We start from the raw sequence: 24487 nt of genomic DNA, 5'->3' as shown, positions 1-24487 counted from the left end.
ACCGGATCAATCGTGCTTGTGACGGCGCGGGCGGTCCTTGCCGGGCCAATCCGGCTTGAAGGCGGCGAATTCCTCCGCCGTGACATAGCCGTCCTTGTTGGTGTCCATCTTGTCGAACAGGGCGGCTTCGGCACGGGCACGCTCGGCGTCGCGGGCGGCTTCCATGGCGGCGGGGAAGTCAGCCTTGCTGATCTTGCCGGTACCCTTCTTGTCCATCGCCTTGAAATGATCCATCCGCATGGCGGCGCGCTCGCTCTCGTCCAGCTTGCCATCCTTGTTGGTATCATACTTGGCCAGCATCTCCTGACGCAGCGGGCCGGCAGCGCGATCCATCGGCCCCGGGGCACCCGGCGGCGGGGGCGGCGGTGCATCCTGGGCCTGAACGGCGACGGTGCCCAGCAACAGGCCGGCGGCGAGCGTGGTCCACAAAAGGGTACGGGAAGAGCTATGCATGGTTGCGATCTCCGAGTTCAGGAAAACGGGCGGTGGATCCCCACCGCCTGGTCCCGAGGCCGGACACGGCGCCATGCCGCCTCGTTCATTGCTGATACGGGGGCCGGGGGGCGACCCTGCATGGGAATTTTCCAATTTTTGGGACGCTGCCCCCACTTTCTCCGCCCCAGCCGGATGGGGCGGGTGAAACAGGTCACACCCTTTCAGGATTGGGGATGCCCATCACGCGAATCGCCGTGCGCCCCATCGCCTTTAGTGGTAATAACGACATGTTAACGGCGGGCCGCAGGCTGCTCGCCCGGCTGGTCGATTGATTGGGGTTGGAAAAGGGGCGATGCCGCCGTCAGGGGAATCCAAGCTGAAGGGCGTCATTTACGGGCGTAGCCTTGATTTCCGGCCCGCGCCGCCGACGGCTGAGACATTGGGCAATCCCATCAAGCTGACGGATGTGGAATATGTCCGCCTGCCGCAGAAGACATGGCGCGACCATGTGCGCCTGTTCCTGCAATCCAGCGGGCTCAGCACCATTCCCTTTACCGTGCGGCTGCGCTGGCAGGCGCATGACATGGTGGAATGGTTGCAGGCGGCCCTGCTGGGCAAAGGGCGGGCGCGCCGCGCCGCCATTGTGCATCCGGCCCAGCTGATGCCGGCGATCGATTTCCTGATGGGTCTGCCGGCGGAACTGGATGTGGAACGCCGGATGATCCACACGCTGGTCGGCCGCGCCCTGATCGATTACCGCAAACGGATGAGCGCGGGCCGGGAACGCCCCCTGCTGTTTGGCAAGGAAGCCTCCAACCATTTTCATGCCGGTTTCAAGGAACAGCAGCTGCTGAGCAAGACCAGCAGCCCGAATGAACAGTTCCACACCATCCAGCGTATTTATAACAGCTATTATTTCTTCCGGCTTTATTATATCTGCGCCATCATCTCGCGCGAGCCGCCGGAGTCGGCGGCGAAACTGTTTTCCAAATTCATGCGGGTATCGTTTTTTCTCTCCACCATCCAGGATGATGGCAGCATCAGCACCAAGCCGTCCTATCGCCAATTGCCGCCCAAGGAACATGTGGTGTTTCTGGCCAAGCGCGATGCCGCCTTGCAGGCGCGGCTGCGGGAGGATGAGGCGCTGCGGGCGGAATTGCAGAACCTGCTGCGCTATTTCCGCCCTTTGCGCTAAGCGTTCTTATGGCCCGGCCTGTGCCAGCCGCAGCGCCAGATCGCGCAGATATTTGCTGTCCTCGGCCGGTAGGCTGCCGTGCTCGGCCTGGGCCTTCATCTCCAGCAGGTCTCCCCGGGTCATGTCCGACAGGGCGTAATCCCGCAGCAGCCGGTCGATCAACGCCGCATCGGTTTCGTCCACGTCCGGCGGGGCGGCGATGGCCGGGGGCGGGATGGGCTGATCACTGCGCGCCCCGGCCGGCAGCAGCAGCCCGTCCCAGCCGAAGCCGGATTCGGCGACACGGGCATGGATGGTGCGGGCGGCGGCCAGCACCACCTGATCATCCTCGTCCCCCAGCCGGTTCAGCAGATCGATGAAATTCTCGCGGTCCATAAAGGGCATGGCGTTCTCTCCAAAGGGGGTGAACAGAAACGCCGCTCAGGGGGCGAACTGTTCCTTCAGGATGCGTTCTTCCAGGGCCAATTCCGGATCAAACAGCAGGGTGCTGGCGACCCCACGATCTTCATGGATCTCCACCCGCGCTACATCGCGCACCTCGGTAAAGTCAGCCACGGCGCTGACCGGCCGTTTGCTGGCTTCCATCACATCGAAGCGGATTTTGGCCGTATGGGGCAGCAGGGCGCCGCGCCAGCGGCGGGGCCGGAAGGCGCTGATCGGGGTCAGGGCCAGGATATCCGCCCCCAGTGGCAGAATCGGCCCATGGGCTGACAGGTTATAGGCGGTGCTGCCGGCCGGCGTGGAGACCAGGGCGCCATCGCAGGTCAGTTCCGCCAGCCGTTCCACCCCGTCTACGCTGATCCGCAGCTTGGCAGCTTGGCGGGTTTCGCGCAGCAGCGACACCTCGTTGAAGGCCAGACCTTCCTGCACCTGCCCATCATTGCTGGTGGCCGTCATCCGCAGCGGGTGCAGGGTGACGCGCTGGGCGCGCAACAGCCGGTTGGTCAGCCCATCCTCGCTGTAATCATTCAGCAGGAAGCCGACAGAGCCCCGGTTCATCCCATAAACGGGGGTGCCGCGGGCCAGGAAACGGTGCAGCGTTTCCAGCAGGAAGCCATCGCCCCCCAGGGCGACGATGATGCCGGCCTCTTCCGCCGGCACGCCGCCATAGCGGATAGCCAAGCGCTCCCGTGCGCTGCGGGCCTCCACCGTATCGGCAGCGACGAAGGCGAGGGGGACGGAACCAGGGGAGGCGGGGAAACCGGGCAAGGGCTTGTTTCCAACAAAGGCCGAATGGGGGCGTCACCTTATACCGCTTCGATGCCCCGGTCAGCCCCCGGTGACACTCATATGCCGGCCCACGGCCGGGCCGCGCCGCCGGTCAATGATGAAATCATGGCCCTGGGGCTTTCGGGTGATGGCGTCGCGGATGGCCTGGACCAGGGCGCCATCACCCGCCTCCGCCCGCAAAGGCGTGCGCAGGTCGGCCGCATCCTCCTGGCCCAGGCACATGAACAGGGTGCCGGTACAGGTGACCCGCACCCGGTTGCAGCTTTCGCAGAAATTGTGGCTGAGCGGGGTGATGAAACCGAGTCGCTGCCCGGTTTCCTGCACCGTGACATAGCGGGCGGGGCCGCCGGTGCGGTGGTCGCTGTCCCGCAGGGTCCAGCGCTTTTCCAGATCCGCCCGCACGGTGCGCAGGGAGAGGAACTGTTCTTCCCGCACGGCCCCGCCGCCATTGCCGTCCATGTCGCCCAGCGGCATCACCTCGATCAGGGTCAGGTCAAATCCCTGCCGGCCGCACCAGGCCAGCATCTCATCCAGTTCCCCATCATTGACGCCCTTCAGGGCCACGGCATTGATCTTGACCGCCAGCCCGGCCTGGCGGGCGGCCTCCAGCCCCTCCATCACCTGGGCCAGCCGGCCCCAGCGGGTGATGGCCTGGAACCGCGCCGGGTCCAGCGTATCCAGGGAGACATTGATCCGGCGGACGCCGGCAGCGCGCAGTTCATCCGCATAGCGGGAAAGCTGGCTGCCATTGGTGGTCAGGGTCAATTCCTCCAGCGCGCCACTGGCCACATGCCGGCCCAGATTGCGCACCAGCTCCATGATATTGCGCCGGACCAGCGGTTCGCCCCCCGTCAAACGCAGCCGCCGCGTGCCCAGCCGGATAAAGGCGGTGCAAAGCCGCTCTAGTTCCTCCAGCGACAGGATGTCGGCCTTGGGCAGGAAATGCATGTCTTCCGACATGCAATAGGTGCAGCGGAAATCGCAGCGGTCGGTGACGGAGACCCGCACATAGGTGATGGCCCGCCCGAATGGATCGATCAGGGGGGCGGGCACGGCAAAGGGCTGGCCATCGGCAAGCGGCATGGGACGGGGCAACTCCGGATGGACGGGGGCGGGTTGGTGACAGCAGATATAGAGCCTTGGCTCCCGCCCTCCAAGGTGGCGTGCAGGGGTGTTGCTGTATCCACCCAACGGGGCGAAGCAGAAATGTCCCAGATCAATGCAGGGCTGGGTCGTCCTCGTCCACAACGGTCAGGGAGACGGTGGCGATATTGATCAGCAATTTTCCCGCATTTTCGAAATTGACTGTCACCCGTGGGCCGATGACGGACTGAATCTGGCCCAGCCCCCAGTCGGGCTGGCCCGGATGGCGGACAAAGGCGCCGGGTACCAGGGTATCATCCATCTGCTTTTTTCCTTCCTGTCAGGCGGTGATCTCAAGCTGACCGCCAACTGTCATGGAAATGATATGGTTATTTCGTAAACAAATGATCAGGACGGGAGGCATGGCATGGAGGCAATTTTCAGTGTCCGGGCGGTGGAGCTTCTCTGCTCCCGGCTGTGCCATGACCTGATCGGCCCGGTCGGCGCCATCAATAACGGGGTGGAACTGATCGAGGAAGGGGGTGGTGGTGAGGCGATGGGGGAGGCCCTGGACCTTGTTGCCGACAGCGCCCGCACGGCCGCGCGCCGTCTGGCCCTGTTCCGGCTGGCGCTGGGCGCCGGGTCGGGCGGCGGGGTGCTGCCCATCCCCGGCACGCGGGAGGCGCTGGAGGGGTGGTTCGCCGGCGGTCGCATCCAGTTCATCTGGCGGCCGGCGCTGATCGTGCCGCCGCCCGGCCTGTTGAAACTGGTTCTGCTGTCGGCCCTGATCGCGGAAGAGGCGCTGCCGCGGGGTGGCACCCTGACCCTGACCGGGGATGATGGGGGGCTGGAACTGGTGGCAGCCGGTACCGGCTGCGGCCTGCGGGAGGAGGCGTTACGGGTGCTGCATGGCGGGGTGCCGGAAGCGGAGCTGACACCACGCGGTATCCTGATGCATGTCGGTCTGGTGATGGCGCGCTTCTACAAACTGGCTTTCACGCCAGGGCGTGATGTCGCGGAGGGGAAACTGACGATTTCGCTTGGGCAAGAGCGTTAATGCTATCTTAAGGGTGGGTTGGGCCATAATCGAATGGTCGAACCTACCCGAAAAGAGGTAATCTTCCGCTTGCAATGCCCCCCCTCGGCGCGTCATCAATTTGGGCAAGGGTAAGATGATTTAAACGAGATTCTGGCACTATCGTGGCTGACAGGCCGTAATCGACCAGGGGGCTGATCCTCTGGAAGGCTGGCACGAATTGGCGACATCGCGGAAACAGAGTTTTCCCGGAGCGGGGCGTGGACCATGGATGATCTGCTGAGTGAATTCCTCACCGAGACGAACGAAAATCTCGCCGTTCTCGACGTGGAACTGGTCAAGTTGGAACAGAACCCCAATGATCCGGGGTTGCTGAGTAATATTTTCCGTCTGGTTCATACCATCAAGGGAACCTGCGGTTTCCTGGGGCTGCCCCGCCTGGAATCGGTGGCGCACGCGGCCGAGAATGTGCTGGGCAAGTTCCGCGATGGTGAACTGCATGTGTCGCCCTATGCCGTGTCGCTGATCCTCGAATCGCTGGACACGATCAAGGGTATCCTGTCGGTTCTGGAACAGACCGAGGCGGAACCGCCGGGCAATGATCAGGATCTGATCGACCGGCTGAACGCCATGGCCGAAGGTAAGGAGCTGCCACGCGCCGGTGCGGCCGCTGCACCCGCTCCGGTGGTGGCGACCAACGATCCTGACCAGCTGTTCGAGCCGGTGCCGGCCGCTCTGACCCATACGCTGGCGCCGGTTGCCCAGCCGGAGCCGAAGAAGGAAGAGCCGCCGCCCCCGCCGCCGTCGGTGCCCGTGGCGACCAAGCCCGCCGCCAGCCGCGATGTCGCCCCGGTGGCGGAGCCGGCACCGCCGGCCGAGCCCGCCGTTGCCGCCCCGCCGCCGCCCCGTGCCGAAGCCGCTTCCAATAACGAAGACGTGCGTGGCGAGGGCGCCAAGGAAAGCGCGCTGGCCCAGCAGACGATTCGTGTACATGTCGATCTGCTGGAAAACCTGATGACCATGGTTTCCGAGCTGGTGCTGACCCGTAACCAGCTGTTGCAGATCCTGCGTTCGCAGAAGGACAGCGAATTCGCCGCCCCGCTGCAGCGCCTGAACCATGTGACGTCGGAGCTGCAGGAAGGCGTCATGAAGACGCGGATGCAGCCCATCGGCAATGCCTGGGCTAAGCTGCCGCGTCTGGTGCGCGATCTCAGCCACGAACTTCACAAGAAGATCGATCTGCAGATGCTGGGCGCCGAGACGGAACTGGACCGTCAGGTGCTGGAGCTGATCAAAGATCCGCTGACCCACATGGTGCGCAATTCCGGCGACCATGGGCTGGAAATTCCGGCGGAACGTATCGCCGCTGGCAAGCCGGAAACCGGCCGCATCACCCTGAACGCCTTCCATGAAGGCGGTCACATCATCATTGAGATCAGCGACGACGGTAAGGGTCTGGCGCTGGCCAAGATCAAGGCCAAGATCGTCCAGAATGGTCTTGCGACCGAGGCTGAACTGGCCCAGATGTCGGATCAGCAGATCCAGCAGTTCATCTTCAAGCCGGGCTTCTCTACCGCCGCCAAGGTCACGTCCGTTTCCGGCCGCGGCGTCGGCATGGATGTGGTGAAGACCAATATCGAAAAGATCGGCGGCACGATCGAGATGCGGTCGATCGAAGGTCGCGGTACGACCTTCACCATCAAGATCCCGCTGACGCTGGCCATCGTTTCCGCCCTGATCGTGGAATGCGCGTCCGAACGGTTCGCCGTGCCGCAGATCAGCGTGGTGGAGCTGGTGCGCGCCGCCGATGACAGCGAGCACAAGATCGAGCGCATCAATGGCGCGCCGGTGCTGCGTCTGCGCAACCGTCTGCTGCCGCTGGTCAGCCTGCAGCGCCTGCTGAAGCTGGGCACCGCGGAGGATGACGATAAGCGCGAAACCTTCATCGTCGTCAGCCAGGTGGGCAATTACACCTTCGGCATCATCGTTGATCGCGTCTTCGATACCGAAGAAATCGTGGTCAAGCCGGTGGCCCCGATCCTGCGCCATATCGAGCTGTTCTCGGGCAACACGATCCTGGGCGATGGCTCGGTGATCATGATCCTGGATCCGAACGGCATCGCCACGGCGTCGGGCAACATGGCCACCCTGCAGGATACCCAGGTTGCCACCCAGGAAGCCGCCAAGGCCACCCGCCGGGAGGACGACAAGATGGCCCTGCTGCTGTTCAGCGCCGGGGAAGGCGGGCCGAAGGCCGTGCCGCTGTCGCTGGTCGCCCGCCTGGAAGATGTCGATCTCAACCATGTCGAACTCTCCAACGGGGAACCGGTGGTGCAGTATCGCGGCAAGCTGATGCCGCTGGTGCCCATCGATCCGACCTGGAAGATCGTGCGCGACAAGCGCCAGCCGGTGGTGGTGTTCGCCGATGGCGAACGGTCCATGGGTCTGGTGGTGGACGAGATTGTCGATATCGTCGAGGACAAGCTGGCGGTTGAACTGGGCACGGAACGTCCCGGCTTCCTGGGCTCGGCCATCATCGCTGGCAAGGCCACAGATGTCATTGATGCCGGCTTCTACCTCACCCGTGCCTTCAAGGACTGGTTCGGCAATGCCCATGAAGGGTTTGAGGATCTGCGGCAGCACCGCGTGCTGCTGGTGGATGACAGCCCGTTCTTCCGCAACCTGCTGACCCCGCTGCTGACCGTCTCCGGTTATGACGTCACGGCAGTGGAAAGTGCCGATGAGGCACTGGCATTGTGCGACTCGGGTGAAGATTTCGATGTCATCGTCTCCGATATCGAAATGCCCGGCATGAGCGGTCTGGACTTTGCCCAGGCGGTGCGCAACGGTACCCGCTGGTCCTCCATCCCGCTGGTGGCCCTGTCCAGCCATTCCACCCCGCGCGACCTGGATCGCGGCCGCGAGGCCGGTTTCAACGACTATGTCGCCAAGTTCGATCGTGAAGCCCTGCTCTTCACCCTGCAGCAGACCATCTCCGAAAAAGGTGCCGCATGAGCGCGCGTCTCCCCGTCGTCAAGAAGGCCGGCTCCCAGGAAGTCGCCACCATTAAGAACGAGGATTTCGTGACGGCGACCATTGCCGGTCAGCTGTTCGGCATCCCCGTCTTGCAGGTGCAGGATGTGTTGGGTCCGCAAAAGATCACCCGCATCCCGTTGGCCCCGCCGGAAGTGGCGGGCAGCCTGAACCTGCGCGGCCGTATCGTCACCGCCATTGATGTCCGTCTGCGGCTGGGCCTGCCGCCCCGCCCGGCGGACGGCAAGCCGGTGATGAGCATTGTGGTGGACCATAAAGGGGAGCTTTACTCCCTGATGGTCGATCATGTCGGTGAGGTGCTGAGCCTGACCAGCCATGATTTTGAACGCCACCCGGCCACCATGGATCAGCGCTGGCGTGAGATCTCCACCGGCATTTATCGTCTGAAAGAGACGTTGCTGGTCGTTCTCGATGTCTCCAAGCTGCTGAATTTTGCTAATATCGAAGCGGCGTAACCAACGCGCCCCCTTGGCGAGGTCGATTGATGAAGTCCTGTCTGGTCGTTGATGACAGCCGCGTGGTCCGCAAGGTGGCGCGCAAGATCCTGGAAGAGCTTGGCTTCACCTGCTCCGAGGCAGAAGATGGCAAGCAGGCCATGGATCATTGTGCCAAGGCCATGCCCGAAGCCATCCTGTTGGACTGGAACATGCCGGTCATGACCGGTATCGAGTTCCTGCGCCGGCTGCGCAAGATGACCGGGGGACAGGCGCCCAAGGTCGTTTTCTGCACCACGGAAAACGACCTGGCGCACATCCAGGAAGCGCTGTCGGCCGGGGCGAATGAGTACATCATGAAGCCCTTCGACAGCGACATCATCCAAACCAAGTTCCAGCAGGTCGGGCTCCTCTGAGCCTTCCGGGATTGCAAACAATGAATGAGCTTCCCGGAAAAACCGGGGCCGCAACGGCCCCGGCCGGAACAGAACCCTACAGAGTCATGGTGGTGGATGACAGTGCTGTCATCCGCGGTCTGCTGACCCGTTCGCTGGAAGGCGATCCGGAGGTGAAGGTTGTCGCCTCCGTCGCCAATGGGCAGATGGCGATCAATACGCTGCAACGCCAGACGTTTGACGTGATCGTCCTGGACATTGAAATGCCGGTGCTGGACGGGCTGTCGGCCCTGCCGCATCTGCTGGCGATTGATCCCAATGTCAAGATCGTCATGGCATCGACCCTGACGGCCAAGAACGCGGATATCAGCTTGCGGGCGCTGAAGGCCGGGGCGGCGGATTACATCCCCAAACCATCCTCCACGCGTGAATTGACCAGTGCGGCGGACTTCAAGCGCGAGCTGACCGAAAAGGTCAAGGCGCTGGGCATGGCCGCGCGCCGGGCGGACCCGCGCAAGGCTGGTCCTGCCCCGACACCGGGTGCGCCCGGTGTGGCACCACGTCCGATTGGTCCAACCCCCAGCGTGGCCCCGACCACCAGCTATACGCTGGCGCCGATTGTGCGGCCCAAGCCGGAACCGGCGCCGATCTCGCTGCGCCCGATGCCGGACTTCCGGCCGGATGTGCTGGCAATCGGCAGTTCGACCGGCGGGCCGCAGGCCTTGTTTGAGGTCTTGAGTCATCTGAAGGATCTGAAGCAGCCGATCCTGATCACCCAGCATATGCCAGCCACCTTCACCACCATCCTGGCCGAGCATATCACCCGCCAATGCGGGATACCCTGCACGGAAGCCAAGGAGGGGGAACCCATTGTTGGCGGCCGTGCCTATGTGGCGCCGGGTGATTTCCATATGCTGGTGGTCCAGAAGAACGGGGTCAATTGCCTGACCCTGACCAAGGACCCGCCGGAGAATTTCTGCCGCCCCGCCGTGGACCCGATGCTGCGCAGCATCATCCGTTCCTATGGCAAGCGGGTCTTGGTGACAATCCTGACCGGTATGGGCCATGACGGCCAGCGCGGGTCGGAAAATGTGGTGCAGGCTGGTGGCGCTGTCATCGGCCAGGACGAGGCATCCAGCGTCGTCTGGGGTATGCCGGGTGCTGTGGCGACCGCCGGTCTCTGCAGTGCGGTATTGCCCTTGAAAGAAATCGGACCCTTTATTCGGAAGATCGCATTGAGGCAGGCAGCATGAAGGTCGAAGACTTCGATATGTTCTGCACCCTGCTTCGGCAGCGGTCGGGATTGGTCTTGACCTCGGACAAGGCCTATCTGCTGGAAAGCCGGCTGATGCCGGTTTCCCGCAAATGGAACCTGAAGGGGTTGGAGGAACTGGCCGCGGCCGTCCGCAGCAAACGCGATGAAGCGATGCTGCGCGACATTACGGAGGCCATGACCACCAACGAATCCTCCTTCTACCGCGATCAGAAGCCGTTCGACCAGTTCAAGGCGGTCGTGCTGCCGATGCTGCTGGCCAACCGGCAGGCGAAGAAGACGATCCGTATCTGGTCGGCGGCCTGTTCCTCGGGGCAGGAGGCCTACTCGCTGGCCATGCTGCTGAACGAGGAAGGCGCCAAGCTGGCCGGCTGGAAGATTGAGATCATCGGCACCGACCTGTCGGGCGAGATGGTGGCGAAGGCCCGTGCCGGCCTTTACACCCAGTTCGAGGTGCAGCGCGGCCTGCCGATAACCCTGCTGGTGAAGTATTTCAAGCAGACGGGGGACAAGTGGCAGATCAGCGATGAGATCCGCAACAAGGTCCAGTACCGGGAATATAATCTGCTGGGCGATCTCTCTCCGCTGGGGCAGTTCGATGTCGTGTTCTGCCGCAACGTGCTGATCTATTTCGATCAGCCGACCAAGGGCAAGGTGCTGGAAGCCATCGCCAAGCAGATGCCTGCTGACGGCGTGCTGTATCTGGGCGGGGCGGAGACGGTGCTGGGCATCACGGAGAAGTTTAAGCCGATGGATGGTCAGCGGGGGCTTTACACGCTGGCCCCACCTGTATCCAAGTGACCAAGTAAGGATAGGATCAGCCATCCTTTCCCAACAGCCGGCCCGAAAGGGCCGGCTTTCCTTGTTTCTGGGTCGAAACGAATCCTTGGATAGGGGGTGATTTCACCCCTCATCCTTACCTGAAATCAGAGTCGCGGACCGAATCAGACCCTTCCGATTCGGCCCTAGGCCTCACCCGCCATAAGCGCCACCGCCCGGCGTGACGATGACAAAAGCGTCACCCGGTTGCATCGCCGCCTTGGCGGTGGCAGGCAACTCCTCCACCCGCCCATCGGCGCGTTCCACCCGCGCCGCCCCCGGCAAGGCATCGCCACCGCCGGCCAGCCCGAAAGGCCGGTTGATGCGGTTGTTGGACAGGATGGCTGCGGTCATTGCTTCCAGGAAGCGGATGCGCCGTTCCACCCCTTCACCGCCCTTGTACCGCCCCTGGCCGCCAGAGCCCTGGCGGATACGGAAACTCTCCAGCCGCACGGGGAAGCGCCATTCCAGCACTTCCGGATCGGTCAGGCGGGAATTGGTCATGTGGGTATGGACGGCGTCGGTGCCGTCGAACCCCGGCCCGGCGCCGGCCCCGCCGCAGATCGTCTCGTAATATTGGTGGGTGTCATTGCCGAAGGTGAAGTTATTCATCGTGCCCTGGGCGGCGGCCAGCACCCCCAGCGCGCCATAAAGCGCATTGGTCACGGCCTGGCTGACCTCCACATTGCCGGCCACCACGGCGGCGGGCGACTTCGGGTTCAGCATGGAGCCTTCGGGGATGATGATTTCCAGCGGCGCCAGACAGCCATCGTTGAGCGGAATGTCGTCATCCACCAGGGTGCGGAAAACATAGAGCACGGCTGCCCGCACAATGGCCGAGGGGGCGTTGAAATTATTCGGCTGCTGCGGGCTGGTACCGGTGAAGTCGATCTTCGCCGTGCGCTGCTCATGGTTGATGCTGATGGCAACAGTGATGGCCGCGCCATTATCCATCGCCACCGTGAAGTGCCCGTCCTTCAGCACCTTGATGACGCGGCGGACCTGTTCTTCGGCATTGCGCTGCACATGACCCATATAGGCGGCCACGGTATCCAACCCGAACAGGCTGACCATCTTCATCAACTCATCCCGGCCGCGCGCATTGGCGGCCACCTGGGCGCGCAGGTCGCCCAGATTCTGGCTGATATTGCGGGCGGGGTAGGGGCCGCTGGACAGCAGCTCCACCACCGCCTGTTCGCGCAGGCGTCCCCCTTCCACCAGCAGGAAATCATCGATCAGGATGCCTTCCTGGTCGATGGTCTGGCTGTCGGGCGGCATGGAGCCGGGGGTGATGCCGCCAATATCCGCCTGATGCCCGCGTGACGCCACCCAGAACAGGATATGGCGTCCGGCTTCATCAAAGACTGGCGTCACCACCGTGACATCGGGCAGGTGGGTGCCGCCGCGATAGGGATTGTTCAGCATCACCGCATCGCCGGGGCGCAAACTGTCGCGGCGCGTTTCAATCACCGCCCTCACACTGTCGCCCATGGAGCCCAGATGCACCGGGATGTGCGGGGCATTGGCGATCAGGTTGCCGCCGGCATCGAACAGGGCGCAGGAGAAATCCAGCCGCTCCTTGATATTCACCGAATGGGCCGTGTTCTCCAGCGCCAGCCCCATCTGTTCGGCGATGGACATGAACAGATTGTTGAACACCTCCAGCATCACCGGATCGGCATCAGTGCCGATGGCAACCCGGGCTGGCAGCGGCACCACCCGGCGCAGTACCAGCCCGCCGCGTGCCGTCACATCGGCCCGCCAGCCGGGTTCCACGATGGTGGTGCCCGTCGGTTCGCGCAGAATGGCGGGGCCAGGCACCTGGGTGCCGGGGGGCAGGCTGCCCCGGTCATGCACCGGCACTGCGCGGGTTTCCCCACCCAGCCACAGCGGCACGTCGGCCAGGGCCGGTGGCGGGGTCAGGGGCGTGGGGGCATCGGCAGGGCCGGTGCCGATATCCACATGTTCCCCGCTGGCGGCCACGGCCTCCACCGACAGGCTTTCCACCACCAGGGCGCGATCGGGCACGTCAAAGCCGAAGCGCTGGCGATGCGCCTCGGCAAAGGCGGCACGCATGGCCGGCACCTCCCCGAAGGTGATCTCCAAGGCGGCATCGGTGCCGGCCACCTTCACCCGTGCGGTGGGGTGCAGGCCGATGCGGGCCGGCTCCACCCCCTGGGCCTGCAATTCGGCCGCCGCGTCGCGCCCCAGTTCCCCGATGGTCTGGATCAGGCTGGGGAAGCTGCTCTCGTCCAGCACATTTTCCACCGCCCGGTCGCGCAAAGCCCCCAGATCGGCCAGCCCCATGCCATAGGCCGACAGCACGCCGGCGAACGGGTGCAGATAAACGGTTTTCATGCCCAAGGCATCGGCAACCAGACAGGCATGTTGCCCGCCCGCCCCGCCAAAACAGTTCAGCGCGTAGCGGGTGACATCATAGCCGCGCTGGACGGAGATATGCTTGATGGCATTGGCCATATTCTCCACAGCGATCCGTAAGAAACCTTCGGCCAGCGCCTCCGGCGTCATCGCCGTGCCGCTGGCGGCCGATACCTCGGCTGCCAAAGCGGCAAACTTCTCCCGCACGACGGCGGCGTCCAGCTTCTCATTTCCTTCCGGCCCGAAGACGGGGGGGAAGAAATCCGGATGCAGCTTGCCGACCATGACATTGCAATCCGTCACCGTCAGCGGCCCACCGCGCCGGTAACAGGCGGGGCCGGGGTTGGAGCCGGCAGATTCCGGCCCCACCCGCAGCCGCGCCCCATCAAACCGGCAGATCGACCCGCCCCCCGCCGCCACCGTATGGATACGCAGCATCGGCACCCGCAGCCGCACCCCGGCCACCACGGTTTCCAGCGAGCGTTCATACTGCCCGGCATAGTGCGATACGTCGGTGCTGGTGCCGCCCATATCAAAGCCGATGATCTGGCCGAACCCTTCGGCCGCTGCCGTGCGCACGGCACCGACAATGCCGCCGGCCGGGCCGGATAGAATGGCATCACGCCCCTGGAAGCGCTGGGCCTCGGTCAGCCCGCCGTTGGATTGCATGAAGTAAAGCGGGATGCCCGGCAGCGCATCGGCCACCTGCGCCACATAGCGGCGCAGGATGGGGGAGAGATAGGCGTCCGCCACCGTCGTGTCGCCGCGCCCCACCATCTTCATCAGCGGGCTGACCTGATGGCTGGATGATATCTGGGTGAAGCCGATTTCCCGCGCGATGTCCGCCACCCGGGCTTCATGCGCGGTATGGCGATAGCCATGGATGAACAGGATGGCGCAGGCGCGCAAACCCCCATCAAAGGCGGCCTGCAACCCGGCGCGGGCGGCGTCCTCATCCAGCTTCAGCAGGATGGTGCCATCGGCCGCCACCCGCTCCGGCAGCTCCAGCACGCGCGTATAAAGCTGTTCCGGCAACTGGATATGCCGGGCGAAAATCTTCGGGCGGGCCTGATAGCCGATGCGCAACTGGTCACCCAACCCGGCGGTGGTGACCAGCAGCACCGGTTCCCCCTTGCGTTCCAGCAGCGCATTGGTGGCGACCGTGGTGCCCATGCGCACGGCTTCCACCGCATCCGCCGGCACCGGCTCCCCTGCTGCCACGCCCAGCAGTTCCCGGATGCCTTGCACGGCGGCATCCTTGTAGCGCTCAGGGTTTTCCGATAGCAGCTTGTGGGTCAGCAGGGTGCCATCTGGCCGGCGGGCGACAATGTCGGTGAAGGTGCCGCCACGGTCGATCCAGAACTGCCAACGCGAACCCATGCCCTGATCCTTTCAGCCGGTACCCAGAATGAGGACGGGAGTGTGGCGCGTGCGGCGGCCCGCCGTCCATAGCTGATCGTGCTGCCGGGCTGTCATGCGCGGGGGCTGGCGGCATTGCGGCTTTACACCCGGCATCCCATCCGCACTATAGGCGCACAAAATCAGAAATCAGGGGTTCAGCACCAATGACCGCCGCGCTTGCCATCACCCATGATGATGTTGTCGATGCCGCCAAGGCGCTGCACGGGCATCTGGTGGACACACCCTGTGTGCCGTCCCGCACCCTGTCGCAACTGACCGGTGCCAATATCTGGGTGAAGTTCGAGAATCTGCAATTCACCGCCAGCTTCAAGGAGCGCGGGGCGCTGAACAAGCTGCGCCAGTTGAATGCGGAGGAACGGGCGCGCGGCGTGGTCGCCATGTCGGCCGGCAACCATGCCCAGGGGGTAGCTTATCATGCCGGCCGGCTGGGCATTCCCGCCACCATCGTGATGCCGGAGGGCACGCCCTTCAGTAAGGTGGAGCGGACGGAGGAACATGGCGCGCGCGTGGTGCTGAAGGGTGCCGTGCTGGCCGAAGCAGCGGCAGAGGCGGAACGGCTGGCGGCGGAAGAAGGCTTGGTCTTCGTCCATCCCTATGATGATCCGGCGGTGATTGCCGGCCAAGGCACCATCGCCCTGGAGATGCTGGCCGCTGCCCCGGAACTGGATACGCTGGTGGTGCCCATCGGCGGCGGCGGGCTGATCGGCGGCATTGCCGTGGCGGCCAAGGCGCTGAAACCCTCCATCCGCATTGTCGGGGTGGAGGTGGAGGCCTATCCCGCCATGGATCAGGCGTTGAAGGGCCAGCCGATCGAGGTGGGCGGCGATACCATCGCCGAAGGTATCGCGGTGAAGAATGTCGGTCGCCACACGCTGGAAATCTGCCGCGCCCTGCTGGATGACCTGATCCTGGTCAGCGATGCGGACGTGGAAAATGCCGTCGCCCTGTTCCTGAATATTGAAAAGACGGTGGCGGAAGGGGCGGGGGCGGCCGGTCTGGCGGCGGTGCTGGCTCAGCCGGAAAAGTTCAAGGACCGCAAGGTCGGGCTGGTGCTGTGTGGCGGCAATATTGACAGCCGCGTGCTGGCCCAGGTGATCATGCGCCATGCCGTGCGCGAAAGCCGCCTGATCGCCGTGCGGGTGATGATCCCCGACCGGCCCGGCACGCTGGCCCGTATTGCCGGTCTGGTGGGCGATGCCGGCGGCAATATCATCGAGGCGCTGCACCAGCGCCTGTTCACCACCACCTCGGTCAAGGCCACCGATATCGACCTGACCATCGAGTGCCGCTCCAAACGCCACGCCGAGCGTGTGGTGGCCGCGCTGCGGGAGAAGGGCGGGTTTGAGGTGAAGGTGCTGGCGGGTGGGGTAGAGTAAACCTCTCCCCTTACCGACGCCGCAGAATCTCCACCCCCACCGCCTCGCATTCCTGAAAGGCGTCCAGCTTTTCCAGCCGCACCATTACGCTGGCGACCCTTTGGTCGGACAGCAGCAGGGCGGCCAGCCGTTCAGCCAGGCTTTCTAGCAAGTTGGTGTGGCGGGCCTGGATATGCTCGGTCACCTGGGTGGCGATCTGGGCCGGGTCCAGCGGCAGGCTGTCCGGCAGCGGGGTCAGGTCGAGGTTGATGCGCAGGCGCTGGGGCCGGGTCAGCTCGTGATCATAAATGCCGATCAGGGCGTCGATCACCAGATCAACCACGCGTGCGGAACCCCGCGGGCGGGGGGCCGACGGGGTGGTGTTTTCCAGGCCAAGGGGCGATGGCTGCATCATCATGGGCGGCATGTATCATTCCCCCCGATCCGGCACAAGCCGGCGGCCAAGCGCGCCTGCCTTGAGCGTTTGACCGCAGGCTTGCCCGTGCGAAAGATGGGGCACCCACCCTTGCGCGGCAGGCACCCGTTACGCCATGATCAAGCCGCACATACGGGGATTTTCATGCGTTACGAACAGGAAGCGGCACAGCGGGCAACAGTCTTGCGGCACCTGTCGCAATCGCTGGCCGGTGCGGTCAGCCTGTTTGAAAAGCAGGAAGGCACCAAGCTGCCAACCTTCCCCGCCTTCAAGAAGGCGCGGGCGCGCTATCTGGAAATCCAGGCGATGATCTTCACCATCACCGAGAAGGCGGCCGAGGCGCCGAATCGGGGGGTGCCAACGGATTTGACCGGCTGGCTGGCGCGGATGCGGCTGCGTGGCATTGCCACCTTCACCCGGCTCTCGCTATCTTTTTTCCAGAACCCGCCTGACCTGCTGATCCATGCGCTGGGCGCCTATGATCTGTTGCAGGAGGAGCGGGAGAGCCTGCAGAGCCTGCTGAATGATTTCGATAATCTGCTGATGGAAGCAGCCTTGGATGACAAGACATCCATGGAACTGGACAAGGTGCGGGAGCAGATGGAGGCCATCCTGCTGCTGCTGGATGGTTTGCTGAAAACGGCACCGCCGCCCTTGCAGACGTTTGAGTAATCCTTACCCGCCGGCCCTGGGCACCGGCACCATATGGGTATTCTTCACCTCTTCCATCACCATGTAAGTATGGGTCTGGGCGACCCCTTGGATGGAGGAGAGCTTGTCGCCCAGAAAGGCGCGATAGGCGGCCATATCGGCCACCCGTACCTTGATCAGGTAATCGAAGCCGCCGGCCACCATATGGGCTTCCTGGATTTCATCCATCCGTCCCACGGCATCGGCGAAAATCTGGAATACGTCGGGGGTGGTGCGGTCCAGCCGCACCTCAATGAAGGCGGCCAGCCCGCGTTCCAGCTTCTCCGGGTCCAGCAACGCCACATATTGGCGGATATAGCCGTCCCGCTCCAGCCGCCGCACCCGTTCCAGGCAGGGCGTGGGGGAGAGGTTGACGCGGCGCGCCAGCTCCACATTCGCAATGCGGCCATCCTGCTGCAGGATGCGCAGGATGTTCAGGTCGATCCGGTCAAGGCTGTCGCTGGCGCGCATGATGAAATCCGGTGAAAGGCTTCTTTCACCGGATAATATCCGGCCAAACGCCTAAGTTTGGAGAAAAATCGCCCGGCTTCTCTGCGATAATCCGGCATATCCCCTGATACTTAACCGCCGGAACCATCCAGATGACGACGCTCGACGCCATCCGCACCACCATGCGCCAGACCAAACATGCCGATGAGGTGGAGGCCGTGAAGGGCCTGCTGCGCGGGCTGGGGTTGAGTGCGGCGGAACGCGGCAGCATCCATGCCGGCGCCAGTGCTGTGGTGAACGCGGCCCGCCTGCGCCGCAAGGAACTGGGGCCGCTGGACAGCTTCCTGCAGGAATTCGGCCTGTCCAATAATGAGGGCATCGCCCTGATGTGCATTGCCGAATGCCTGCTGCGCATCGCCGACCCGGAGACGGCGGACCGGCTGATCGCCGAGAAGATCGCGCAGGGCCAGTGGGATGCCCATCTGGGTCGCAGCGACAGCGCCTTTGTTAATGCCGCCGCCTGGGGCCTGATGCTGACGGGCAAGATCAGCGATCTGGAACGCGGCGGGGAACGCGATGCCGGCAATTTCCTGAAGCGCATGGTGGCCCGCTCGGGCGAAAGCGTCATCCGCGCCGCCATGGGCCAGGCCATGCGGGTGATGGGCGGCCATTTCGTGCTGGGCCGCACCATTAAGGAAGCCATGGCGGAGGCGCGCAAGGCCAAGCCCGCCGGCACCGTGCATTCCTATGACATGCTGGGCGAGGGCGCGCGGACCTGGGAACAGGCGGAGCGCTATCTGGAAGCCTATCAGAAGGCCATCGATGCGGTGGGGGAGGAAGCGGCGGGCCGGGGCCCGATGGCGGCCCCTGGCGTGTCCATCAAACTGTCGGCCCTGCATCCGCGCTATGTCTATGCCCAGCAGGCTGACGTGCTGGCCCGGCTGGTGCCGGCGGTGAAGGGGCTGGCCCTGCAGGCCAAGCGCTGGGACATCAACCTGACCATCGATGCGGAGGAGGCCGACCGTCTGGACCTCAGCCAGGAAGTGCTTGCCGCACTCGCCTATGATGCCGACCTGAAGGATTGGGAAGGGCTGGGGCTGGCCATTCAGGCTTACCAGAAGCGCACTACGCTTACGGTTGACTGGCTGGTGGCCCTGGCCCGCGATGCCGGCCGTCGCTTCATGGTGCGGCTGGTCAAGGGCGCCTATTGGGACAGCGAGATCAAGATGTCCCAGATCGCCAGCCATGCCGACTACCCGGTTTTCACCCGCAAGGCGGCGACGGACCTGTCTTACCTGGTTTGCGCGCGGAAGATGCTGGCGGCCAAGGACGCCATCTTCCCGCAATTCGCCACCCATAATGCCTATACGATCGCCGCCATCCTGCATCTGGCCGGCGATAACCGAGACCTGGAATTCCAGCGCCTGCATGGCATGGGCGAGCTGCTGTACTCGGCGGCGCGCGAGGTGCTGCCGAACATGCCGCGCGTGCGCATCTATGCGCCGGTCGGCACCCATGAAGACCTGCTGCCCTATCTGGTGCGCCGCCTGCTGGAAAACGGCGCCAACAGCAATTTCGTCAATGCCTATATGGACCCCGACGTGCCGGTGTCCGATGTGGTGGCCGATCCGGCCGCTTTCCTGGAGAATGATGGTATGCTGCGTCACCCGCGTATCCCGCTGCCCGCCGATATCTATGGGGCTGAACGCGCCAATTCCATGGGCATCGACCTGACCGCCCCCGACCGGGTGGCGGCGCTGCAGGCGGAGATGGCGAAGGCGTTGACGCGCAGCTGGACGGCCGGCCCCATCATTGGCGGGACGGAGCTGGCCGGGGCGGTGCAGGATGTGATCGACCCGGCCAATGGCACCTTCGTGGTGGGCAAGGTGGTGCTGGCCGATCCGGCCGGGGTGGACCGGGCGCTGTCGCTGGCCGTGGCGGCCCAGCCGGGCTGGGATCGCGCCGGGGTGGAGCATCGTGCTGCCATTCTGGATCGTGCCGCTGCCTTGATGGAGGCCAACCACGCGGCCCTGATGGCGCTGCTGGTGCGCGAAGCCGGCAAGACCCTGCCCGACGCGGTGGCCGAGCTGCGGGAGGCTGTCGATTTCTGTCGCTATTACGCGGCCCAGGCGCGCAGCGGGCTGAAGCCGGTGCTGCTGCCCGGCCCGACGGGGGAGCGCAACGAGCTGCATCTGGCCGGGCGCGGTGTGTTTGCCTGCATCAGCCCCTGGAACTTCCCCCTGGCCATTTTCATCGGTCAGGTGGTGGCAGCCCTGGTGACGGGCAATGCCGTGGTGGCCAAGCCCGCCGAACAGACGCCGCTGGTGGCGGCAGAGGCTGTGCGGCTGCTGTTGCAGGCCGGTGTGCCGGGCGATGTGCTGCACCTGCTGCCGGGCGATGGCGCGGTGGTGGGGGCGGCCCTGGTGGCTGACGCCCGTGTGGCCGGGGTCTGTTTCACCGGCTCCACCGAAACCGGCCGCGCCATTAACCGCAGCCTGGCCAACCGCGAAGGCGCCATTGTACCGCTGATCGCGGAGACGGGTGGCCAGAACTGCATGATTGTCGATTCGACGGCACTTCTGGAACAGGTGGTGGATGATTGCGTCACCTCCGCCTTTCAGTCTGCCGGTCAGCGCTGTTCGGCCATGCGGGTGCTGTTTGCCCAGGATGATATTGCCGACAAGCTGGCCCATATGCTGGCCGGTGCCATGGAGCTGATTCGCCTGGGCGACCCGATGGATCTGGCCACCGATGTCGGCCCGGTGATTGATGAAGAGGCCAAGGCCCTGCTGGCCGCCCATGCCCAGCGCATGGACAAGGAAGCACGGCTGATCAAGGCCATTGACGCCCCGGCCAAGGGCAGCTTCTTCGGCCCGCGCCTTTATGAAATCCCGTCGCTGTCGATGCTGAAGCGGGAAGTCTTCGGCCCCATCCTGCATATCGTCCGCTTCAGGGCGGCCGATCTGGACAAGGTGGCGGCAGAGATCGCCGCCACGGGTTACGGACTCACCTTTGGCGTGCATAGCCGACTGGAAGGTCGGGCGCAGGCCCTGTTCCGATCGTTGCCGGTTGGCAACACCTATATCAACCGCAATATGGTGGGGGCGGTGGTTGGTGTGCAGCCCTTTGGCGGCCAGGGCCTGTCCGGCACGGGGCCGAAGGCAGGGGGGCCGCATTATCTGCACCGTTTCGTTACGGAAAAAACCCTGACCGTCAACACCACAGCCTTTGGTGGAAACGCTTCCCTGCTGGAACTGGGGGCGTGACCGGTGCTGGCGGCGTGGCGAGGATCGCCGCGCCGCCCCTTTGACAGCAGATTTTCCTTATAGTTCCTTATATTAACCAAAATTAAACAGTATTTTACCTATTGCATTGACTTCATTTCCATGCGGAAACGCGGTATAGCCGTTAACATGGCGTCGCACGATGTCTGTCTTGCGTGACAGCGTGACTGACGCCGATCTGGCATGGAGATGGTTCCGGTATGGCTGAGATCGCCGACGCGCCCTTGGTTCTGATTGTGGAGGATGAGCCGGCCACCCGTGCGTTGCTTGCCGGCTATTTCCATGAGGCCGGCTTCATGGTGGCGGAAGCGGAGAATGGTAAGCAGACGCGCGAAGCGATGCTGCGCCAGCCGCCCGATCTGGTTCTGCTGGATATTGAACTGCCGGACGAGGACGGGTTCACGCTCGCCAAGTCGATCCGGGAAATTTCCAATGTCGGCATCATCATCGTCACCCAGCGCGCCAATGATGGCGACCGCGTCTTCGGGCTGGAGACGGGGGGCGATGATTATGTGACCAAGCCGCCCAACCCGCGTGAATTGCTGGCCCGCGCTCGCAACCTGCTGCGCCGCACCCATCCCAGCAAGATGTACAAGGCCGAAGGGACGGTGCGGTATTTTGGCGGCTGGACCATGGATCTGGCCCGCCGCCGCCTGCTGGACCCGGCGGGCCAGGAAGTGCGGGTGACGCGCGGGGAGTTTGAGCTGCTGGGCCTGCTGGTGCGTTCCGGCGGCCGCGTGGTGACGCGTGACCAGCTGATCGATGCGGTCAGCGGCACCGACCGCAACCCCAATGACCGTACCATCGACGTGCTGGTCAGCCGCCTGCGCCGAAAGATGCAGGATAGCGGCTCCATGGACCTGATCCTGACGGAAAAAGGGCTGGGTTACCGGCTGTCGGTCGAGGTTACCGATCAGATTTGAAGGGTCGGGGGCCTACAGCCCCTGACGGAACCGGGTGAGGGCGGCCTTCGCTTCCAGCCATTGGGTGGGAAGTTGCCTTGCCTGGCTCAGGGCGGCCTCCCCCTCGTTCCGCTTTGCGGCGGTATCAATGCCCTTGGCCAGGGCGGCCAGCGTGGCAGCCCCCACAGTCAGGGCGCCGCTGGCCAGCTTATGCGCGGCCCTGCCCAGATTATGCACATCGCCTTCCCGCGCGGCCTTGGCCGCACTCTCCAGTGTCTCCGGCGCGTTGGACAGGAAACTGTCGATAATCTGGCCCAGCCGTTCCGGCCCAAGCAGGCGCAGATGATCGGCCAGCAGTTCCTGGTTCAGGTCGGCGCCATTGCCCACGTCCGGTGATGCCGCCTCTGTGGGGCCGCTGCTGGCCAGGAAGGCATCCAGAACGGTCTCCAGGCCGGCTGGGGTCACCGGCTTGTCCAGCACGCCGCGCAGCCCGGCCCGCAGAATATCCGCCTCCATCGCCCGATCGGCCGGCCCGCGCAGCAGAATGACCGGTGGCCCCTTGCCGCGATGGATGCACCAGGCGAGTGCCAGGCCACGATGGCGGCCGATGCGGGCACTGACCAGCGCCAGTTCCGGCCCTTCCATCAGGGCCATTTCCAGCGCCATCTTGGCGTCGTCCGTTTCCTCCACCTCATGCCCGTCCTTTTCCAGCAGCAGCCGGGTCAGGGTGCGGCCGACCACATCATCATCCACCAGCAGGATGGACAGGGCGCGCCGTACGGGTGGGGCCGGCGATACGGTCGGTGCTGCTGCGGCGTGGGGCTGCGGCGGATCGCGCAGCGGGCGGGCCGGCTGCTGCGGCGGGGCGCCCAGCGTCTGTTCCACCGCTGTGCGGATTTGCTTCACCTCGGCGCAAAGCGGGCGGATGCGGGCGCCGTCCGCCCCATAGGCCAGCCGGTCCAGCCCATCGCCCAGCACGGCCAGCCGTGCCTGGATATTGTCCCCGGCGATGCGCAAAACCGGTTTGGGGACCGATTCCACTGCCATCGGGTCGGGAGCGCCCTCACCCTCGGGGTTGCTGTCGGCGGGAAATGAATGGTCGGAGCGTAAGAGCCGGCCCAGCAGGATGGCCGGCAGGCTGAGCGCCAGCCCGCCGGCCACCAGCAGCGGCCCGGGTGCCGCTGCCTCTGCCCAGAGGCCGATGGCAACAGCCTGTCCCGCAATGGCGGTCAGCGCTGTAAGGGCGGGCCAGGGCCATCCGGTCAGCCGGCCGGCCAACCAGCCCAGCAGGCACAGCAGTGCCGGCAGGCGGCACAACAGGCTTCCTGCCGTCGGCCCCAGCAGCAGCAGATCAGCAATTAGCATTGCAGCCAGCCAGACCGAGCCTGCCCAGCCGAGCATACGGGGAACTTTCACGGGGTAAGGGGACGGGTCGGGCAAAACGGCCATCGAATTGTCTCAATCGCCTTCAATCCTACAGGCTTCACCGGTCATGGGTCTATCATCGACGATGGCTCCCCGCCGGTTCTTGATATCGCTGGCCAGAAGTGCCATGGTCAGGCGTCATGCCGCATTGCGGCAGCGGCCTTTCGCAGGATATCCGCCAAGTGTCGATGTCGGTCCCCCGTCCCCCGTTCTTTCCGCGCGCTGCCCGTGGTGGCGCTGTTCTGCTGGTGCTGTCCAGCCTGACCCTGGCCGCCCCTGCGGTGCTGGCACAGGACAAGCAACCCAACAGTGCGACCATTCAATGGGCCCAGCAGATACTGGATCAGCAGGGCCTCTATCAGGGCCGGGCCAGCGGCAAGATGGACAGCGCCACCGCTGCGGCCATTTCCGCCTATCAGCGCAAACATGGGCTGAAGGCGACCGGCCGGCTGGATCCGGAAACCATCGACCAGTTGATGCGTGACCAGCCGGAACGCAAGGGCGTGGGCAATCTGGCCGATCCCAACAGCCGCGCCCGTTCCTCCAGCCCCATGCTGAAGGAGAGCGAGGTGAAGCCCCAGGCAGCCCCCGCCGCCCCCGGTGTGGATCGCGGTCAGGGATCGGAAAGCACCCTGCTGGGGGCCAGCCGGGCCACCGGTGCGGCCCCCGCTGCTGCCCCGCCCGCCGCTGCGGTGGAACGAGGGCAGGGGGGCGGACCCTCCATTCTGGGTCATGCGTCCACGCCAGCCCCCGCCACCGCCAACCGGTCAGCCGGGGCAGAGACCAGCATGCCGGAAGCCGCCCCGCGCAGCGATGTGCAGGCGGAGGGGCTGGATGGCGGGGCGGCGGACCCGGCCGGCTTCGATCCGACAAACATGACCGTGCCGGACTGGGCGCGCTACGGGCTGATGGGGGGCATTGGCGTCTTCGTCCTGGGGATTGTCGCCAATCTCTGGTGGAGCGGTCGCCGGCGTCGCCCGGCTGCCCGCCGTCCCGCCGCTACCCGCCCGGCGGCCCCGCCGCCACCCCGCCCCGCCGCCAGTGCCGGTCCGGCAGGTGTGCGGCGCGAACCGACATTCGGCGCGCCCAGCGGGCCGACGGCGCGGCGAGAGCCGGCCTTCACCGCGCCGGCCCGCGACCCGCGTCGTCTGGGCTGATCCCGCCCGTGCGGGACATGGAATTGCCCGAAC

General features: G+C 64.7%; 21 protein-coding genes. 12 read left to right on the top strand and 9 right to left on the bottom strand.

Going from position 1 to position 24487, the window contains the following annotated elements; translation table 11 throughout:
• Positions 1-6 precede the first annotated feature (6 nt).
• Positions 7-453 (bottom strand): EF-hand domain-containing protein, encoded by a 447-nt coding sequence (locus CHB97_RS08395; protein WP_160105688.1) that lies wholly within the window; start codon positions 451-453, stop codon positions 7-9.
• A 334-nt stretch (positions 454-787) separates the two neighbouring features.
• On the opposite strand from CHB97_RS08395, the gene CHB97_RS08390 reads away from it, so the two are divergent.
• Complete coding sequence (locus tag CHB97_RS08390) at positions 788-1630, top strand: hypothetical protein (RefSeq protein WP_089287519.1); 843 nt, start codon at positions 788-790, stop codon at positions 1628-1630.
• 6 nt (positions 1631-1636) lie between these two features.
• On the opposite strand, the gene CHB97_RS08385 is transcribed toward CHB97_RS08390, so the two are convergent.
• From CHB97_RS08385 to CHB97_RS08370, 4 genes are all read right to left on the bottom strand, one after another.
• Positions 1637-2014, bottom strand: coding sequence for a hypothetical protein (locus CHB97_RS08385; protein ID WP_089287518.1), 378 nt, complete (start codon positions 2012-2014; stop codon positions 1637-1639).
• A gap of 36 nt (positions 2015-2050) precedes the next feature.
• Positions 2051-2839, bottom strand: coding sequence for an NAD kinase (locus tag CHB97_RS08380; RefSeq protein WP_089287517.1), 789 nt, complete (start codon positions 2837-2839; stop codon positions 2051-2053).
• Between the two features lie 60 nt (positions 2840-2899).
• Positions 2900-3943, bottom strand: a complete 1044-nt coding sequence (moaA, locus tag CHB97_RS08375) for a GTP 3',8-cyclase MoaA (RefSeq protein WP_089287516.1) — start codon at positions 3941-3943, stop codon at positions 2900-2902.
• Positions 3944-4076: 133 nt separating this feature from the next.
• Positions 4077-4265: a DUF3553 domain-containing protein gene (locus CHB97_RS08370; protein ID WP_089287515.1), complete on the bottom strand. Its 189-nt coding sequence runs from the start codon at positions 4263-4265 to the stop codon at positions 4077-4079.
• Positions 4266-4370: 105 nt separating this feature from the next.
• Here CHB97_RS08370 and CHB97_RS08365 point away from each other — a divergent pair, with 105 nt between their 5' ends.
• The 6 genes from CHB97_RS08365 to CHB97_RS08340 all read left to right on the top strand — a co-directional run bounded on the left by CHB97_RS08365 (position 4371) and on the right by CHB97_RS08340 (position 10936).
• Positions 4371-5000 (top strand): histidine phosphotransferase family protein, encoded by a 630-nt coding sequence (locus CHB97_RS08365; RefSeq protein WP_089287514.1) that lies wholly within the window; start codon positions 4371-4373, stop codon positions 4998-5000.
• 246 nt (positions 5001-5246) lie between these two features.
• Entirely contained in the window at positions 5247-7994 is a 2748-nt protein-coding gene (locus tag CHB97_RS08360) for a chemotaxis protein CheW (protein WP_089287513.1), read from the top strand.
• Positions 7991-8488 (top strand): chemotaxis protein CheW, encoded by a 498-nt coding sequence (locus CHB97_RS08355; protein WP_089287512.1) that lies wholly within the window; start codon positions 7991-7993, stop codon positions 8486-8488. The genes CHB97_RS08360 and CHB97_RS08355 overlap by 4 nt, the downstream gene beginning before the upstream one ends.
• A gap of 29 nt (positions 8489-8517) precedes the next feature.
• Positions 8518-8883: a PleD family two-component system response regulator gene (locus tag CHB97_RS08350; protein WP_089287511.1), complete on the top strand. Its 366-nt coding sequence runs from the start codon at positions 8518-8520 to the stop codon at positions 8881-8883.
• A gap of 20 nt (positions 8884-8903) precedes the next feature.
• On the top strand, positions 8904-10115 hold the full coding sequence (locus tag CHB97_RS08345; RefSeq protein WP_244559460.1) for a chemotaxis response regulator protein-glutamate methylesterase: 1212 nt from the start codon (positions 8904-8906) through the stop codon (positions 10113-10115).
• Complete coding sequence (locus CHB97_RS08340) at positions 10112-10936, top strand: protein-glutamate O-methyltransferase CheR (RefSeq protein WP_089287509.1); 825 nt, start codon at positions 10112-10114, stop codon at positions 10934-10936. Before CHB97_RS08345 ends, CHB97_RS08340 begins: the two co-directional genes overlap by 4 nt.
• A gap of 171 nt (positions 10937-11107) precedes the next feature.
• On the opposite strand, the gene CHB97_RS08335 is transcribed toward CHB97_RS08340, so the two are convergent.
• Entirely contained in the window at positions 11108-14713 is a 3606-nt protein-coding gene (locus tag CHB97_RS08335) for a hydantoinase B/oxoprolinase family protein (protein WP_089287508.1), read from the bottom strand.
• A 185-nt stretch (positions 14714-14898) separates the two neighbouring features.
• Here CHB97_RS08335 and CHB97_RS08330 point away from each other — a divergent pair, with 185 nt between their 5' ends.
• Positions 14899-16131, top strand: coding sequence for a threonine ammonia-lyase (locus tag CHB97_RS08330; protein ID WP_089287507.1), 1233 nt, complete (start codon positions 14899-14901; stop codon positions 16129-16131).
• 10 nt (positions 16132-16141) lie between these two features.
• Here CHB97_RS08330 and CHB97_RS08325 read toward each other — a convergent pair whose 3' ends face one another.
• On the bottom strand, positions 16142-16537 hold the full coding sequence (locus CHB97_RS08325) for a dihydroneopterin aldolase (protein WP_089287506.1): 396 nt from the start codon (positions 16535-16537) through the stop codon (positions 16142-16144).
• 153 nt (positions 16538-16690) lie between these two features.
• Between CHB97_RS08325 and CHB97_RS08320 the strand changes: the two genes are divergently transcribed.
• Positions 16691-17218: a hypothetical protein gene (locus tag CHB97_RS08320; RefSeq protein WP_089287505.1), complete on the top strand. Its 528-nt coding sequence runs from the start codon at positions 16691-16693 to the stop codon at positions 17216-17218.
• A 3-nt stretch (positions 17219-17221) separates the two neighbouring features.
• Here the strand turns inward: CHB97_RS08320 and CHB97_RS08315 are convergent, their stop codons facing one another.
• Positions 17222-17707: an Lrp/AsnC ligand binding domain-containing protein gene (locus tag CHB97_RS08315; RefSeq protein WP_089287504.1), complete on the bottom strand. Its 486-nt coding sequence runs from the start codon at positions 17705-17707 to the stop codon at positions 17222-17224.
• Positions 17708-17838: 131 nt separating this feature from the next.
• On the opposite strand from CHB97_RS08315, the gene putA reads away from it, so the two are divergent.
• Positions 17839-20952: a bifunctional proline dehydrogenase/L-glutamate gamma-semialdehyde dehydrogenase PutA gene (putA, locus tag CHB97_RS08310; protein WP_089287503.1), complete on the top strand. Its 3114-nt coding sequence runs from the start codon at positions 17839-17841 to the stop codon at positions 20950-20952.
• A 218-nt stretch (positions 20953-21170) separates the two neighbouring features.
• On the top strand, positions 21171-21893 hold the full coding sequence (locus CHB97_RS08305; protein WP_089287502.1) for a response regulator transcription factor: 723 nt from the start codon (positions 21171-21173) through the stop codon (positions 21891-21893).
• A gap of 12 nt (positions 21894-21905) precedes the next feature.
• Here the strand turns inward: CHB97_RS08305 and CHB97_RS08300 are convergent, their stop codons facing one another.
• Positions 21906-23237: a response regulator gene (locus tag CHB97_RS08300; RefSeq protein ID WP_160105686.1), complete on the bottom strand. Its 1332-nt coding sequence runs from the start codon at positions 23235-23237 to the stop codon at positions 21906-21908.
• Positions 23238-23485: 248 nt separating this feature from the next.
• Between CHB97_RS08300 and CHB97_RS08295 the strand changes: the two genes are divergently transcribed.
• Positions 23486-24454 (top strand): peptidoglycan-binding domain-containing protein, encoded by a 969-nt coding sequence (locus CHB97_RS08295; protein WP_160105684.1) that lies wholly within the window; start codon positions 23486-23488, stop codon positions 24452-24454.
• The last annotated feature ends 33 nt before the right edge of the window (positions 24455-24487 follow it).

Origin of the sequence: Azospirillum sp. RU38E, assembly GCF_900188385.1 — a bacterium.
Taxonomy (GTDB): Bacteria; Pseudomonadota; Alphaproteobacteria; order Azospirillales; family Azospirillaceae; genus Niveispirillum.
This window is presented reverse-complemented; position numbering and strand designations above follow the sequence as displayed.